Raw genomic sequence first — 15622 nt, 5'->3', positions numbered from 1 at the left:
CAGCAGAAAACTCATGGAAAGGCCCACCAACGTGCCAGCGAAAGAGTACGGAATCTTCCTCCCCATCGGGAACGGCGGCTGGATGCTGTCCACGACCGCTCCCCATCCCGAGGCGACCTACGCGTGGAACAAGCGCGCGGCCGTGCACGCGGAGACCATCGGTCTCGACTTCGTCATGTCGATGGCGAAGTGGCGCGGCTTCGGCGGCAGCACCGACCACTGGGGCCGCTCGCTCGAGTCGATGACGATGATGGCGGCGCTCGCCGAGGCGACCAGCCGGGTCAAGATCTGGGCGACCCTGCACGCCAACGTCCACAACCCCGCCGTCGCGGCGAAGATGTTCGCCACCCTCCAGGACATCTCCGGCGGCCGCGCCGGCATGAACATCGTCAACGGCTCCTACGCGGGAGAGTTCGAGCAGTTCGGGGAGTGGGACCCCCAGCTCAGCCACGCGGACCGCTACGAGATGACGGAGCTGTGGACGGAGGCGGTCACCCGGCTGTGGACCGAGGATTCGGTCACCATGCGCACGCCGTACTTCGACCTCGTCGACTGCGAGTCCCGCCCGCATCCGGCCACCCGCCCGACCATCATCAACGCGGGCCGGTCGGAGGAAGCGCGCCGCTTCCAGGCCACGTACGCCGACGGAGCCTTCCTCGCCGCCGAAAGCCTCGACGAGATGCGGAAGCTCTCGGCGGACGTCCACGCGCGGGCGAAGGCGGGCAGCCGTGTCTGCAAGACCTATTCGATGCTCACCGTCGTCCAGGACGAGACCGACGAACTGGCCGCGAAGAAAGTGAAGGAGTGGGGCGCGGGTCTCGACCGCGAGGCGCTCGCCCACATGCGCCGCACCTGGGGCGTGCCCGAGGACCAGGCCCGCGCGTGGGCCGAGGGCGCGGGCGGTGAGGCCGCGTTCCAGACCCCGTACGTCGCAGGATCGGCGGGGACGGTCACCGACCACATCGAGTACATCGTGCGCGAGGCCGACCTCGACGGACTCATGCTGATCTTCCCGGAGTACGACGAGGACATGCTGCTGTTCGGCGAGACCGTACTGCCCGCTCTGCGCGAGCGTGACGAGGTGGCGGCCTGATGTCCGATCTGCGCGACAGACAACTCGCCCACCTCACGCGGCCCGACAGCAGACCCGTGCTCGTCGTGGTCGACGTACAACGGGACTTCGCCGATCCGGACCGCCTTGCCGAATACGGTCTGACGGAGGCAGCACTGTTGGCGCTCGATCAGGCGGTCACCCGCATCGGCGACCTCGTCGACGCCGCCCGTGCGACTGAAGTGCCCGTCGTCTGGGTCGAGTTGGGCAGTGACCCCGCTCGGCCGTGGCGGTCGAGCAACTGGCTGCGCGGAGGTGACTACGGCTCGCCCATGAGCCCGGACGAGCCGTGTGTCCTCGGTACGCCGGGGGCCGAGTGGTACCGCGTGCGGCCCGCCGAGGGCGAACCGCGCGTGGTCAAGCGCAGTTACAGCGGCTTCCTCGGCACCGATCTCGACGCACGGTTGCACGCGGCCGGCTGCGACTGGCTCACCGTCGTGGGCCTGACGAGCGAGTGCTGCGTCGACGCGACCGCCCAGGACGCCGTGCAGCTGGACTGGCCCGTCGTCGTCCCCCGGGACGCGACGGCCGCCTACGACCTCGACGTCAACGCCGCGGCCCTGGTCCAGCTGGGACTCAACGTGGCCGTGCTCAGCGACACCGACGAGGTCGTCGAACTGTGGAAGAAGGGCGTGCGGTGAACGGCATGCACATCGGCTTCGACCTCTCCTTCAGCCACACCGAAGGGGCATGGGCCCGGCAGGGCTCGTGGGTCGGGCAGGACTTCCCCGACGTACGCATGTACATGGAACTCGCGCGGACGGCCGAGCGGGCCGGCGTCGGCATGCTGTTCTTCGGCGACGGAAGCGGCATACCCAGCACCTGGCGCGGAAGCATCGAACCGGCCGTGGAATGGGGCATCCAGTGGCCGCGTCACGACATGTCGCCGGTCATCGCGGCCATGTCCACCGTGACCGAGAAGGTCGGCTTCGGTCTGACGTATTCGTCGACGTTCATGCATCCGTTCTACGTCGCCCGGCTGCTGAACTCGCTCGACCATGTGACGGGCGGGCGTATCGCCTTCAACGTGGTCGCCTCGACGCGTGGCGCGGACGCGGCGAACTACGGGTTCGCGGAGCTGATGGACCACGATCTGCGCTACGAGCGGATGGAGGAGTTCGTCGCGGTCTGCCGTGCGCTGTGGGACTCGGTGGCGCCCGACGCCATCGTGCGCGACCGGGCCACGGGCCGGTTCGCCGACCCCTCGAAGGTGCACCCGATCGATCACCATGGGCGCTTCTTCACCGTCAAGGGTCCACTCGCCTCCGTACCCAGTCCGCAGCACCACCCGCTCATCGTCCAGGCGGGCAACTCGCCCCGGGGCATTGCCGCTTCGGCCCGGTTGGCCGATCTCGTCTTCGGCTTCGGCGGCAACCTCATGGCCCAGCACCGCCACCGCAAACTGCTCGACGAGGCGCTCCTCGCCGAGGGGCGTGACCCGGCCGACGTGGGCATCCTCTGGGCCACGCAGGTCATCGTCGGCCGCACGACGGCCGAAGCGCGGGCACGCCGCGACGCGGTGCACGAGTTCTGGAACGAGGAGGCCGTCGCCACCTACCTGTCGCACAACGCCGGCTACGACCTCTCGACGCTGCCGCAGTCGTTCCGCCTGGCCGAGCTGCGCGACGAGATCGTGGCGGCCAACGCTAGCCCCGCGGGTCTCGTCGGCTCGCTCATCGCCGAGTTCGGTGAGGACCACACGATGAGCCGGAGCGAGTTCTTCGCGCACGGCCGCGGGAGGGCGACGGGGCTCGACCACAGCATCGTCGGCGACCCCGCCACCGTCGCCGACGCGCTGGAGGAGAACTTCGCCGCTACCGGATCCCGCGGCGGCTACATGTTCTCCAGCCCGCTGGCCATGCCCTCGGGCTTCGCCGAGATCAGCGAGCTGCTGCTGCCGGAGCTGCGCCGCCGCGGCGCGCTCGCGCCTGCCTACCCCGGCGCCACGCTGCGCGAGAACCTGGCGGTCTGAGATGACCGCAGGGACGAGCGAGCGACGCCAATGGCTCGCCCTCGGCAGCCTGTGCGCGGGGTTCTTCATGCTGCTGCTGGACAGCACGATCACCTCGGTCGCGCTGCCCGCACTGATTACCGGTCTGCACACCACCGAGACCCTCGCGATCTGGGTCAACAGCGGCTACCTCATCGCCTACGCCGTGCCCCTGATCATCGCGGGACGGCTGGGCGACCGCTACGGCCACCGGCGCGTCCATCTGATCGGACTCACGGCCTTCACCCTCGGGTCGCTGCTGTGCGCGCTGGCCCCCACCATCACGGCACTCATCGCCTGGCGGGTGGTCCAGGGCATCGGTGCCGCGCTGATGACACCGCAGTGCCTCACCATCATCAAGGCGCTGTTCCAGCCGTCGCGCCTCGCCGTCGCGCTCGGCACCTGGGGCGCGGTCGGCGGAGCCGCGGTGGCCGTCGGGCCGCTGCTCGGCGGCCTGCTCGTCGCCGTCGGCGGCTGGCCCGCGGTGTTCTGGGTCAACGTCCCGGTCGGCATCGCCGCGATGGTCGCCGTGGCCGCGTACGTACCCGCCCTCCCCCGCCAGAAGGCGGGCATCCCGGTGTGGGCGATCTGCGCGAACGCGACCGGCGTCGGCGCCCTCGTCCTCGGCGTCCAGGGCACGGACGCCGCGAGCGCGTACGTGCTGGACGTACCCCGGTGGCTGCTCGCCACCGTTGGGACACTGGTCGTCGTGGGCATCGTATGGCTGCAACGCCGGGATGGACAGCGGGCGTTGGTGCCGATCGCGTTGCTGCAGAGCCGCGGATTCGTCACCGCGTCCTGGGGTGCCGCCGCGGCGGCCTTCAGCGCCGGCTCGGCCATGATCCCCCTGATGCTCTACCTCCAGCAGGAGCGCGGTCTCGATCCCGGCGCGGCGGCCCTCACCCTCGTACCGATGGGCGTGCTGTGCCTGCTCGGCGCGCCCGTCTCGGCCCGGCTCAACAACGGAATCGGGCCCCGTGCGGTCGCCGTCATCGGCTCCCTCGCGCTCGTCCTGTCCATCGGAGCGTCGGCGGTGCTCGTCGCGACGGACGCGCCGATCTCCGTGCTGACCGCCGCCTTCGCGGTGTACGGAGTGGCCAACTCGTTCGTCTGGTCACCCCTGTCGATCGCGGCGGTGACCGCGGTCGCTCCGGACGAGGTCGGGGCGGCGTCCGGCACGTTCAACGCCATGAAGCAACTCGGTGCCGTGCTCGGCAGCGCGGCCTGTGCCGTTCTGCTGGCCGGATTCGGCTACGCGGCCACCCTCGGCGGACTCGCCGCCGTCGGACTGCTCTGCGTCCTGGCGTCCGTGTTCCTCCGAGTCGACCGTCCCGGGGCCGGATCTCCCGCGGCGTCCGCCGCCGCGCCCCAACTACCCACAGGAGTCACCTGATGAAGGCTGTCGCCGTCGTCGGAAACCCCAAGGCCGGCTCGCGCACCCGCGATGCCGCCGAACGCCTCGCGGCGGCCCTCGGGCTCGACTACGAGGTCGTGGAAGTCGTCGAACTCGGGGCCGGCCTGCTCGGCTGGGGCGACCCGGACGTCACCGCGGCCGTCGAGCGGGTGCGGTCCGCCGACATCGTGATCGCGGCATCGCCCACCTACAAGGGCACGTACACGGGCCTGCTCAAGGTCTTCCTCGACCAGTTCCCCACCGCGACCGGTCTCGCGGGCCAGGTGGCGCTGCCCCTCATGCTCGGTGCGGGCCCCGCGCACGCACTCGCCCCCGAACTCACCCTCAAACCAGTGCTCGTCGAACTCGGTGCGACCTGCCCCGCGCAGGGTCTCTACCAGCTCGACTCCACCTACACGACGGATGACTCACTCGCCCGCTGGGCCGAGCGGTGGAGTCGGATCGTGCTCGACGCCGCGAAGGCGAGGGCCGCACGATGACGACCATGGAAGGGGCAGCAATGGAAGGCTTCACCTCGGATCCCGACGAGATGAAGAGGGCGTTCTCCGGATTCCCCTCGGGAGTCGCAGCCCTCTCGGCGCGCGTCAGCGGCGACCCGACGGTCATGATCGTCTCGTCGTTCGCCGTCGGGGTGTCCTACAACCCACCCATGGTCTCCTTCGCCGCCCAGCACAGCTCGACGACCTGGCCGGTACTGTCTCGCGCGCAGACGATCGGGATCTCCGTCCTGGGCGAGGGGCACAGCGACAAGACCCGGCAACTCGCCTCCCGCAGCAAGGCGGGCCGGTTCGCCGACCTCGGCACGGTGGAAACGGCATCCGGCGCGATCTTCCTCGAAGGCGCGCCGGTCTGGCTGGAGTGCACCGTCGAGCACAGCTATCCGGCCGGCGATCACGACATCATCGTGCTGCGCGTGCTCGCCATGCTGTCCGACGACGACCGCAATCCGCTCGTCTGGCACCGTCAGACCCTCAAGATGCTGGGCAGCTGACAGGGTTTGAATCCTCCCCTCCCTGAAGGGGGAGGGGATTCCTGGCTCAGGCCGCCTCCTGGAGCAGCGCTCCGGGAGGTCTTGTGCCCTCGGCACCAGCCGGGTTGAGACCAGCCCGGACGAGCATCACGCGTGCGGAGTTCTTGTCCCGAGGGGACGCGGTTCCGCACACGGTGCAGGTGTAGGTGCGCTCACCCAGCGGCAGGCGGTGCTTGGCTCTCGCTCCGCAGTGCGCGCAGTCCATCGTGGTGTGCGCGGGGTGGACCAGGCGGATGTCCCGCCCGTGCTTGCGGCCCATCTCGATCAGGGCCTGCTTGGTGGCGCCGATGGCGGCGTCGGCGGCCTTCTTGGCCATGGTGGTCCTGGCCAGGAACTTCGGCTTGAAGTCCTCCACCGCGACGGCGTCGTGGTCGCGGACCACCTTCTTGGCCCGCTTGCGGCCGGTGTCCTCACGCTGCCGGGCGATCTTCGCGTAGGTCTTCGCCCGCCACTTCTTCGCCTCGCGGTACCCCTTCGACCCGGGCTGGCCTTTCTTCGGTTTGCGGCGGGCCATCATCCGGTCGTACCGGGTCAGCTTCGTCTGGGCCTTCCTGCCGTGCTCGGCGTGCGGCAGGTCGTGTGCGTCGGAGGTGGTGGTCGCGGTCTCCTTCACCCCCCAGTCCACGCCGAGTACGCGGCCGGTTTTTGGCAGCGGCTGGACCTGGGCGGGCACTACGAACGAGCAGTACCAGTGCCCCAGGCTGTCCTGGTACACGCGCACCGAGGACGGCTCGGCGGGCAGTTCCCGCGACCACACCACCGCCACCACACCACCGCCACGACGACGATGCCGCCCGCCAGGTGCAGCCTGCTGTCCTTCAACCGGAACCCGCGCTTGGTGTAGTTGAGGGTCGGCAGTGCCTCGCGCTTGGTCTTCCACTTCGGCATCCCCGCCCGGTGGTGCCGCGCAACCCCCTCACGGATGTCCTTGTGCGCCTTGGCGCGGGAGTGGCCGAAGTCCCGGATGATCTGCTGCTGGGGAACCGACGAGCCCTCGCGCAGCCACGGCGTACGGGCGCGGGCGCCGGTCAGCATCTTGTCGAGCTGCGCCGGGCCGCAGGTTTGCCTGTCGGTGTCCTCAGGACGGTTCTGGTTCCAGGCATGGACCTGCTTCGACTTGGCCACGCACTCGTTCCACACCCAGCGGCACCGGTCCCACTCCGCCGTCAGCAGCGCGAGGGCGGTGGACGACACGCGCAGCCGGAAGGTGTAGCGGGCCTGCCCGGCCTCCGCAGCCGCCGTCACCTGCGCTGTCTCGCCCCCTCACGGCCCCCGGCCGGGACACGGTGCCGTCCCGGACCCTGCGAAGGACCATATGTACGACGCCAGCACAAACGCACCCCGATCCCCCGGCCACCACCCCGACCAGCGATCACAGGCACACGTGTTCGCATCACCCGCGGCGATGCCGACAGCACTACAGGCGCTCCGCGTCGCGACACCCGGATGCGCTTCCTCCCCGGCGTGAACGGGCCGGGGCCTCCTCGCAAGAAACAGGTGAAAGCGACCTGGTCCAAGGTGTCATCGGGCAGCAGGTAGGCCCAGACCGCTCCCTGCTCCGGGGTGCCCGCGGTGGGCGCCGCCGCCGCGATCGGGGCGTACAGCTCCAGGTACGCCTTCTCCCCGGCCCGTTCCTGGACGCGCAGTCCACCGCCCTCGACTACCTGCTGTCCCTCGACACCGACCGGCTCCTCGCACCCTTGCGGCGCGAGGCCGGTCTGCCGCCGGTCGCCGAGTCCTACGGCAACTGGGAGAACTCGGGTCTCGACGGCCACACCGTCGGGCACGCGCTGTCGGGTGCCGCGCTCATGAGCGTGGTGACGGACGACCCCCGGCCGAAAGCCATGGTCGAGCATCTGGTTCAGGGCGTCGTCGAGTGCCAGGACGCCCTGGGCACCGGCTACGTCGGGGGCATCCCCGACGGCGTGCGGCTGTGGCAGCGGGTCGCCGCAGGGCAGGTGGAGCGGGACTCGTTCGAGCTCGGTGGTGCCTGGGTGCCGTGGTACAACCTGCACAAGCTCTTCACCGGCCTGCTGGACGCCCACCGGCACACCGGTTCGGACCTGGCCCTGACCGCCGTCCGGCGGCTGACCGACTGGTGGGACCAGTTGGCGGCGGGGACGGACGACGACACCCACGAAGCCATGCTCCGCACGGAGTTCGCTGGGATGTGCGAGGCGTTGGCGGACCTCGCCGACGTCACCGGCACGGACCGCTACGCCGCTCTGGCACGGCGCTTCCTCGACCAGTCCCTGCTCCTCCCGTTGCGGGAGCACCGCGACGTCCTCGACGGGATGCACGCCAACACCCAGATCGCCAAGGTCGTCGGATACCAGCGACTCGGCGAGGTCGGCGACGACCCCGGTCTGCGGGACGCCGCCCGGTTCTTCTGGCAGACCATGACCCGGCACCGGACGTTCTCCTTCGGCGGCAACTCCGTACGCGAGCACCTGCACCCCCGCGACGACTTCGCCTCCGCGCTCGTCGCCGGAGGGCCCCGAGACCTGCAACACCTACAACATGCTCAAGCTGAGCCGCGCGCTGTTCCTCGAAGAGCCGGACGCCGAGGTGCTCGATCACTACGAGCACGCGACGGTCAACCACATCCTGTCGTCCCTGCATCCCAAGGGCTGGTGTATTTCACACCGGTGCGACCGGGCCACTACCGCGTGGTCTCGACGCCCCAGAACTGCTTCTGGTGCTGCGTCGGCACCGGACTGGAGAACCACGCCAAGTACGGGGAGCTGGTGTACACCACCGAGGGCAGCGAACCTCTTCGTCAACCTCTTCATCGCTTCCCGGCTCAGCCTGCCCGAACAGAACCTGGTGCTGGAGCAGACCGGGACGGCCCCGTACGACGATGAGGTGAGACTCGTGGTGCGCGAGGCTCCCGCCGCCCCTGTGGCGATCCACATACGCGTGCCCGGCTGGCACGAGGGGGCGCCGCAGGTCCGTATCAACGGCGCACCGTCCGAGGATGGACCCGCCCCGCTCACGACGCGCCGCGGGGCAGGCGAACAGCCCCTGCCCTACGCGCGTCTGGAGCGGCAGTGGTCCGAAGGGGACACGGTCACCGTGCGCCTTCGCCCGCGCATCAGCGCCGAACTGCTCCCCGACGGCTCACCGTGGGTGTCGTTCCGCTTCGGGCCCACCGTCCTCGCGGCCGAGGCCGCCCGGAACGACCTGGCCGGGCTGTTCGCCGACGACTCCCGGATGGGTCACGTCGCCGGCGGCCCGCTGCGCCCCCTGGAGCACCTGCCCGTCGTACTCACCCCGAACCGGCTGGAGTTCGCCTTGGATCACGTGGATGCGCGACCGGGTGAGTCCGTCACCCTCGTCCCGTTCGCCGGCGTCCACGACTCCCGCTACCACCTCTACTTCCCCCTGGCGGAACCGGAACGCCTCCAGGAACGGCGGGCGGAGCTGCGCGCAGCCGACGAAGAGGCACTCGCGCTGCACGACCGCACCGTGGACGCCGTCGCCGCCGGCGAGCAACAGCCCGAAAGCGACCACCGGTTCGAGGGGTAGGACACGTGGTCGGGCCTCACCGACGGGCTGAGGTGGCGGGCCGCCACAGGATGGTGGTCCTACCGCCTGACAGACCCGGACGGCGCCGCCACCGGCCTGCAGGTGACCCACCTCTCGGACCGAAGTGCCGGACCGACCCGCGTGCTGATCGACGGCCATGTGCTGGACACGCTTACGCCCTTGTCGCATCCCGAGGGCTTGTCGCACCCCGAGGGCAAGGAAATCTCCCAGGTACTCCCGCTGGACGCGAACCGTCGTGCCGGGACCGCCGAGATTCGATTCGAAGCGGTCGGCTCCGCAACCACCCTCCGGCTGCGCGAAGTACGCCTGGTGCGCTGACGTGACCGCCGCCCGCCCGTCACTTCCGCGCTGTCGTCCCGAAGAGGAGGGGTTCGCTGGAGCGCAGGTGTTCCCTCAGCCACTGCTCGGTGTTGCTCACGTGGAGCAGTGCGGCGGCCTGGCTGAGGGCGGCGTCACGGGTGGACAGGGCATTGAAGATCGCCTCGTGCTCGGCCAGGGTGCGGCCCGCGGCTTTGTCGTCGACCAGACCGCGCCAGATGCGGGCGCGCAGGGTGCGGCCGGAGATGCCCTCCAGGAGGGCCAGGAGGCTGTCGTTGCCCGTGGCCGAGATGACGGCGCGGTGGAAGGCGGCGTCGTGGGCGTTGAGCTGTTCGACGTCGTCACGGGCCTCGCGCATGGCGTCCAGGTGCCGCTTCACTTCGGCCAGTTGGGCGTCGGAGATTCGGGTGGCGGCAAGGGCCGTGGCGATCGGTTCGAGGAGCCGCCGTACCTCCATCAGGTCCTGCAGGGCGACCGAGTCTCCCTGGAGCAGCTCCACCGCACCGCCGAGTCCCTCCAGCAGCAGGCTCGGCTGGAGGCTGGTCACATACGTGCCGTCGCCCCGCCGGACCTCCAGGACCCGTGCGACGGCCAGCGCCTTGACCGCTTCCCGGGCGAGGTTGCGGGACAGGCCCAGCTGCGCGGCCAGGTCCGGCTCCGGCGGGAGCTTCGAGCCCGGAGGCAGAGCACCGCTTCGGATCAGCTCACGGATGTCATCAATGGCCTTGTCCGTCAGAGACACCGCTCATCTCTCCCCCCATCGTGCCCCGTGGGCATGTCCGACCTGATCAGCCCCTGAGTGCGGAGATCGTCCCAGAGGCCGTCCGGGACTTGCTGATCATGGAGTTCCACGTTTCGTCCGACCTGTTCCGCGGTCCGCGTGCCGAGGGTGACGTTGATGATACTGGGGTGGGTCTGAGGGAAGGCGATCGCGGCGGCGGGCAGGGTGCTCCCGTGCGCCGCGCAGACCTCGGCGATCGCCCGGGCTCGGGCGACCAGAGTCGGGTGGGAACTGGCCAAGAAACGCCCGCAGACATGGCATGTCTGAGCGTGCGCAATACACATGAAAAGTCGGCAAGCAGTGCGAATAGCTCAGCCACACAGCGTTTTTCATCCCTGCACGCTGGTTGACATCCCATGGCGACATGACCGACGTTCATGCGTGGCCCTGCATTCCCCCTGTCCCCTTCCGCATCAGGGATGTGTCCATGTCGAGCTCGATCAACAGACGCCAGTTACTGGCCTCCGCAACCTGCGTGGCCACGGCGGCCGTTGCCGGAGGTGTGTTCAGTGCCGGTGTCGCCGAGGCGGCGCCCAGCAGGTACACGCCCGACTGGAACTCGGTCGACCAGCACCCGCCGGCTCCGGAGTGGTTCCAGGACGCGAAGTTCGGGATCTACTTCCACTGGGGCGTCTTCAGCGTCCCCGCCTTCGGCAACGAGTGGTACCCGCGCAACATGTACGAGAGCGGGAACAACGCCAACCAGCACCACATCGCGACCTACGGCCAGCCATCGGCGTGGCCGTACCACAACTTCATCAACGGAGCACGGGACCTGGCGGGCAACACCGTGGAGTTCGCCCCGAAGCTGAAGTCGGCCGGCGGGAAGTTCGACCCCGACGAGTGGGCGCAGCTGTTCGTCGACGCCGGCGCCAGGTTCGCCGGCCCGGTCGCCGAGCACCATGACGGCTTCTCCATGTGGGACAGCCAGGTCAACGAGTGGAACTCGGTGGACAAGGGCCCCGGTCTCGACCTGCTGCGGCTGTTCTCCACGGCCATCCGCGCCAAGGGCCTGAAGCTGCTGGTGGCCATGCACCACGCCTACAACTTCACCGGCTTCTACGAATTCGCCCCCGCCCAGACGGACAGCAGCCTCAAGAAGCTCTACGGGCAACTGGGTTCGGCCGCGGAGAACCAGCTCTGGTTCGACAAGCTCAAGGAGGTCATCGACCGCGCCCGGCCCGACATCCTGTGGCAGGACTTCAATCTGGACGCCGTCGACGAGCAACAGCGCCTGAACTTCCTGGCGTACTACTACAACCAGGCCAACAGCTGGGGCCGCGAGGTCGTCGCCACGTACAAGGACGGCATGAACGGCAAGGGCGAGGTCTTCGACTACGAACGCGGCGGCCCGGCCGACCTCACCACCCCGTACTGGCTGACCGACGACAGCATCTCCAGCAGCAGCTGGTGCTACACCCAGGGCATCGGCTACTACACCACTCAGCAGATGCTGCACTCGTTCCTCGACCGGGTCAGCAAGAACGGCAACATGCTGCTCAACATCGCACCGATGGCCGACGGCACCATCCCCCAGGCACAGAAGGACATCCTGCTCGCCATCGGCGACCACCTGAAGCGCTTCGGCGAGTCGGTGTACGCGACCCGCGCCTGGACCGCGTACGGCGAAGGCCCGACGAAGATGGGCGGCGGCTCGTTCACCACCCCGCACGCCGGCACGCCCCAGGACATCCGCTTCACCCGCAACAAGGCCGACAACGTCCTGTACGCCACCGTCCTGGGCTGGCCCGGCAGCTCGCTCACGATCAAGACCCTCAGCCCGGACCGGATCAACCTCTCGTCGCTGACCTCGGTGAAGCTCCTCGGTACCACCGCCGGCACCTACATCGACCTGCCCACGCCGGCCCAGAACGCCTCCGGCCTCACGATCACCCTGCCGTCCTCCGCGCCGTACAGCGCCAACGCCTACGTCCTGAAGCTCAACTTCTCCGGCACGATCCCCGGCCTGCGGCCGCTGGCCGGCGCCACCGCCTTCACGGACGTCAACTACACCGGCAAGGCCGCCGTCCTCACCGTCGGCGACCACACCGCGGCCGACCTGACCGCGGCCGGACCGGGCCCGGGCACCCTCTCCTCCCTCCGGCCGGCCCCCGGCTACCAGGTGATCGGCTACTCAGGAGACAACTTCACCGGCACCTCCTGGACCTTCACCGCCGACAACCCCGACCTCAGGGTCACCGGCAACAACGACCAGATCGCCTCGCTGAGGGTCCAGTTCAACCCGGCGACGTACTTCCGGATCACCAACGCCACCAACGGCCTCGCCCTGGACAGCGGCGGCGACGTCGCCTCCGGCTCCGACCTCAAGCAATGGACCTGGAACGGCAGCAACAATCTCCAGTGGCAGGCGGAGCAGGTCTCAGGCGGCTACTACAGGCTGGTCAACCGCACCAACGGCATGGTCGCCGACGGCTGGGGCGCCACCTCCAACGGCTCCGCCGCCCGGCAGGCCGCCTGGAACGGCGGCCCCAACCAGCAGTGGACCATCACCCACCGGGGCGGCGACCGCTACTCGATCGCCAACCGCACCACCGGCCTGGTCCTCGACGGCGGCGGCAACGTCGACTCGGGCTCCGTGACCAAGCAGTGGACCTACGGCAGCAGCGCCAACCTGCTGTGGACCTTCACGGCGCTGTAGGTCGAGGTCCAGAACGCCTCCACCGCAGACGGCGCCAAGGTCGTGCAGTTCACCGACTGGGGCAGGGCCGACCAGCAGCGGCAGCTGGCCCGCGCGACAGGAGTGCTCGCACAGGTGCACACCGCGGGGCGCGCAGGCGCCGGCCCCACTCGGCCCTGCACCCGGCGGTCAGGAACGCACCGGCCGGGGCGCCGTGGAGCAGTAGCGGACCTAGGCTGGAAGCTGCGGCTGGAAACCAGCCCTGACGGGCACAGCTGCCCGGACGGAGGCGTAGCGCGTGGACATGGCCGGCAAGCAGGATGCCCGCACTGCCGCGCTTGTGGTGGGCCCGGACGGCGTGGTGAGCGGCTGGAGCGAGAGCGGGCGGCTGCTGCTGGGCTGGACGGCGGAGGATGCCGTCGGGCGCCCCGTGACCGACCTGCTGGCCGCTCCCCCACCACCCGGCTTCCCCGAGAGCTACGGCAGCGGCCCCGACCACACGGAACTCATCCCCCTGCGCCACCGGGACGGTTCCACGGTGGACGCTTTGGTGTCGGCTCACCCGCTGTTCGGCGCCGACGGCCGGGCGCTGGGCCATGCGGTGACCGTCCACCTCTGGGAACGCCGCCCGGTGATCGCCGACCTGGCCTTCGAACAGTGCCCCTTCGCTCTGGGCGTCTACGACCCTGAGCTGCGGTTTCTGTGGATCAACGCCTCCTCGGGCCGGGTGATAGCGCACTCCGAGGAGCAAGTGCTCGGTAAGAAGTACCGCGAGCTGTTTCCGGAATTCGACCGCGAGCTGTTTCCCGAAAGGGACGACAAGCCCTACACCGACCAGCTAGCCGAGGTGGCCAGGACGGGCGAGCCCGCGCGTCTCATCACCGTCTTCCACCCACTCGGCAGCGACTACGCCAACGCCTGGGCCACCAGCATGTGGCCCGTCCGGGATGCCGAGGGCAGGGTCCGCGCGGTCGCCAACTGGGGATTCGACATGAGCGCCGAGTACTGGGCCCGGCAGCGCCTGCTCATCCTCAACGAGGCCAGCAGCGGGATCGGCCGGACGCTCGACGTGCTCGGCACCGCCCAGGAACTGGCCACGACCCCGGTTCCGGGATTCGCCGACCGTGTCACCGTCGACCTCTTCGACGAGGTGCTGCACGGAGAGGAACCGCCCCTTTCCCCCTCCTCCGCCTCCGCCTCCGCCTCCGGCGAGGCCATCACGCTCAGCCGCGCCGCCCAGCACAGCGCGAAGTGTGACACCGACCGGGCTCCCGTGCGCCCGATGCCGGTCAGTCACGCTCCCGGTTCGGTCGCCACCCGCTGCATGGCCACCGGCAGGTCCACGGTTCAGCTCGCAGCCGAACCCGGCCACGGCGGCGAATGGGCCTTCGGGCCCGGGCTCGCCGCCGACCCGGCCCACTGGCCGCCGGGCAACCCGTTGATCGACGAGTCCATCGCCGCGGATGGGCTGACCGGCCGGATCACCGTGCCGCTCCGGGCCCGCGGCGCGCTGCTCGGCGTCGTCGAGTTCTCCCGCAGCGACCGGCCCGAGGCCTTCACCGCCGACGACCTGATCCTCGCCGAGGAGCTGACCGCCAAGGCAGCCGTCGCCATCGACAACGCCCGCCGGTACTCGCGCGAGCGCACGACCGCGCTGACCCTGCAACGCAGTCTGCTGCTGCAGCAGTTGCCGAGCCAGGAGGCGCTCGAGGTGGCATCCCGCTACCTGCCCGCCGGGACCGGCGCGGAAGTGGGTGGTGACTGGTTCGACGTCATTCCGCTCTCCGGTGCCCGGGTCGCCCTGGTCGTCGGCGATGTGGTCGGTCACGGCCTGTACGCCTCGGCCAGCATGGGCCGGTTGCGCATGGCGGTCCGCACACTCGCCGACGTGGACCTGCCGCCGGACGAGTTGCTGACCCACCTGGACGACCTGGTCATCCACCTCGCCAGCGACCTCCAGCCCGCCGGCCGCTTCCAGCCGACCGGCGAGTTCGGGGCCACCTGCCTGTACACCGTCTACGACCCGGTCTCCCGCCGCTTCACACTGGCGAGCGCAGGTCATCCGCTGCCGCTGCTCATCTCCCCGGACGGCACCAGGACCCCGGCACCCGCACAGCCGGGACCACCGCTCGGTATCGGTGGGCTGCCTTTCGAGGCCACCGAACTCGAGCTGCCCGAGGGCAGTCTGCTCGCTCTCTACACCGACGGACTGGTGGAGAGCCGCGAGCGCGACGTCGACCAGGGGATCGCCGACCTGCTGCGGGTCCTGAACCATTCGGCCACCTCACTGGAGGGCCTCTGCGACACGGTGATGGACGCCATGCTTCCCGAACGCCGCACCGACGACGCCGCCCTGCTGCTCGCTCGCACTCACGCGCTGGATCCCCGGCATGTCGCCGACTGGGACGTCGTACCCGACCCCGCGCAGGTGCCGCGCGCCAGGAAGTTCACCCTCGACCAGCTGGAGGCCTGGGGCCTGGAGGAGGCGTCATTCGTCACCGAACTGGTTGTCAGTGAGCTGGTCACCAACGCCATCAGATACGGCGAGCCCCCGATCAGGCTGCGGCTGATTCGCGACGCCTCCCTGATCTGCGAGGTCTCCGACGCCAGCAACACCGCACCGCACCTACGCCGGGCGCGCGCCTTCGACGAGGGCGGCCGAGGCCTGCTGCTCGTCGCCCAGCTCACCCAGGGGTGGGGCACCCGGCACACCACCGACGGCAAGACGATCTGGTGCGCGCAGGCCCTCGCCGAGCCCGAGCCGCGATGAGATCCGAGCCCGGCGGGCCGT

9 protein-coding genes and 6 pseudogenes are annotated in these 15622 nt (G+C 69.8%); 12 read left to right on the top strand and 3 right to left on the bottom strand.

Annotated features, from left to right (window positions below; translation table 11 throughout):
• Nucleotides 1-31: 31 nt before the first annotated feature.
• From IEZ21_RS40365 to IEZ21_RS40340, 6 genes are read left to right on the top strand one after another with little or no spacing between them, the layout of a single operon-like run.
• A complete protein-coding gene (locus IEZ21_RS40365) occupies nt 32-1093 on the top strand; it encodes an LLM class flavin-dependent oxidoreductase (protein ID WP_189326800.1) in 1062 nt (353 codons plus the stop codon).
• Entirely contained in the window at nt 1093-1752 is a 660-nt protein-coding gene (locus IEZ21_RS40360) for a cysteine hydrolase family protein (RefSeq protein ID WP_189326799.1), read from the top strand. Before IEZ21_RS40365 ends, IEZ21_RS40360 begins: the two co-directional genes overlap by 1 nt.
• 5 nt (nt 1753-1757) lie before the next feature.
• Complete coding sequence (locus IEZ21_RS40355) at nt 1758-3083, top strand: NtaA/DmoA family FMN-dependent monooxygenase (protein ID WP_246568691.1); 1326 nt, start codon at nt 1758-1760, stop codon at nt 3081-3083.
• 1 nt (nt 3084) lies between these two features.
• Nucleotides 3085-4494, top strand: coding sequence for an MFS transporter (locus IEZ21_RS40350; RefSeq protein WP_189326797.1), 1410 nt, complete (start codon nt 3085-3087; stop codon nt 4492-4494).
• The gene (locus tag IEZ21_RS40345) at nt 4494-4994 is read left to right on the top strand and encodes an NADPH-dependent FMN reductase (protein ID WP_189326796.1); all 501 of its coding nucleotides are present in this window, start codon (nt 4494-4496) and stop codon (nt 4992-4994) included. Before IEZ21_RS40350 ends, IEZ21_RS40345 begins: the two co-directional genes overlap by 1 nt.
• A 5-nt stretch (nt 4995-4999) precedes the next feature.
• Entirely contained in the window at nt 5000-5506 is a 507-nt protein-coding gene (locus IEZ21_RS40340) for a flavin reductase family protein (RefSeq protein ID WP_189326795.1), read from the top strand.
• A 46-nt stretch (nt 5507-5552) separates the two neighbouring features.
• Here IEZ21_RS40340 and IEZ21_RS40335 read toward each other — a convergent pair.
• Nucleotides 5553-6580: pseudogene (locus IEZ21_RS40335) on the bottom strand (RNA-guided endonuclease InsQ/TnpB family protein).
• Nucleotides 6581-6831: 251 nt separating this feature from the next.
• On the opposite strand from IEZ21_RS40335, the pseudogene IEZ21_RS49010 reads away from it, so the two are divergent.
• The 4 pseudogenes from IEZ21_RS49010 to IEZ21_RS48695 all read left to right on the top strand — a co-directional run.
• Nucleotides 6832-7965, top strand: a pseudogene (locus IEZ21_RS49010) (beta-L-arabinofuranosidase domain-containing protein); the annotation flags it as partial.
• Between the two features lie 100 nt (nt 7966-8065).
• Nucleotides 8066-8257: pseudogene (locus IEZ21_RS49005) on the top strand (beta-L-arabinofuranosidase domain-containing protein); the annotation flags it as partial.
• Nucleotides 8173-8409 (top strand): annotated as a pseudogene (locus IEZ21_RS49000) (beta-L-arabinofuranosidase domain-containing protein); the annotation flags it as partial. The pseudogenes IEZ21_RS49005 and IEZ21_RS49000, both read left to right, overlap by 85 nt.
• Nucleotides 8372-9412: pseudogene (locus IEZ21_RS48695) on the top strand (DUF4986 domain-containing protein). The pseudogenes IEZ21_RS49000 and IEZ21_RS48695, both read left to right, overlap by 38 nt.
• Nucleotides 9413-9431: 19 nt before the next feature.
• Here IEZ21_RS48695 and IEZ21_RS40315 read toward each other — a convergent pair.
• Together IEZ21_RS40315 and IEZ21_RS48145 are read right to left on the bottom strand one after the other, a co-directional pair.
• Nucleotides 9432-10154 carry a FadR/GntR family transcriptional regulator gene (locus IEZ21_RS40315; protein WP_189326791.1) on the bottom strand — a complete coding sequence of 241 codons (723 nt, stop codon included), beginning with the start codon at nt 10152-10154 and terminating at the stop codon, nt 9432-9434.
• Nucleotides 10145-10417 (bottom strand): annotated as a pseudogene (locus IEZ21_RS48145) (aldo/keto reductase); the annotation flags it as partial. The gene IEZ21_RS40315 and the pseudogene IEZ21_RS48145, both read right to left, overlap by 10 nt.
• A 203-nt stretch (nt 10418-10620) precedes the next feature.
• Here IEZ21_RS48145 and IEZ21_RS40310 point away from each other — a divergent pair.
• Together IEZ21_RS40310 and IEZ21_RS40305 are read left to right on the top strand one after the other, a co-directional pair.
• Complete coding sequence (locus IEZ21_RS40310) at nt 10621-12852, top strand: alpha-L-fucosidase (RefSeq protein WP_189326790.1); 2232 nt, start codon at nt 10621-10623, stop codon at nt 12850-12852.
• A gap of 283 nt (nt 12853-13135) precedes the next feature.
• Entirely contained in the window at nt 13136-15601 is a 2466-nt protein-coding gene (locus IEZ21_RS40305) for a SpoIIE family protein phosphatase (protein WP_189326789.1), read from the top strand.
• Nucleotides 15602-15622: the final 21 nt, after the last annotated feature.

This window comes from Streptomyces flaveus (genome assembly GCF_014647675.1).
GTDB lineage: Bacteria > Actinomycetota > Actinomycetes > Streptomycetales > Streptomycetaceae > Streptomyces > Streptomyces flaveus.
Note: the sequence above shows the minus strand (reverse complement) of the source record. Positions and strands in the feature narration are given on the sequence as shown.

Bases quoted from the DNA above. Each gene is read 5' to 3' on its own strand.
- IEZ21_RS40360 (WP_189326799.1), top strand. From the start codon at position 1,093: ATGTCCGATCTGCGCGACAGACAACTCGCCCACCTCACGCGGCCCGAC.
- IEZ21_RS40355 (WP_246568691.1), top strand. From the start codon at position 1,758: ATGCACATCGGCTTCGACCTCTCCTTCAGCCACACCGAAGGGGCATGG.
- IEZ21_RS40350 (WP_189326797.1), top strand. From the start codon at position 3,085: ATGACCGCAGGGACGAGCGAGCGACGCCAATGGCTCGCCCTCGGCAGC.
- IEZ21_RS40345 (WP_189326796.1), top strand. From the start codon at position 4,494: ATGAAGGCTGTCGCCGTCGTCGGAAACCCCAAGGCCGGCTCGCGCACC.
- IEZ21_RS40340 (WP_189326795.1), top strand. From the start codon at position 5,000: ATGGAAGGGGCAGCAATGGAAGGCTTCACCTCGGATCCCGACGAGATG.
- IEZ21_RS40310 (WP_189326790.1), top strand. From the start codon at position 10,621: ATGTCGAGCTCGATCAACAGACGCCAGTTACTGGCCTCCGCAACCTGC.
- IEZ21_RS40305 (WP_189326789.1), top strand. From the start codon at position 13,136: ATGGCCGGCAAGCAGGATGCCCGCACTGCCGCGCTTGTGGTGGGCCCG.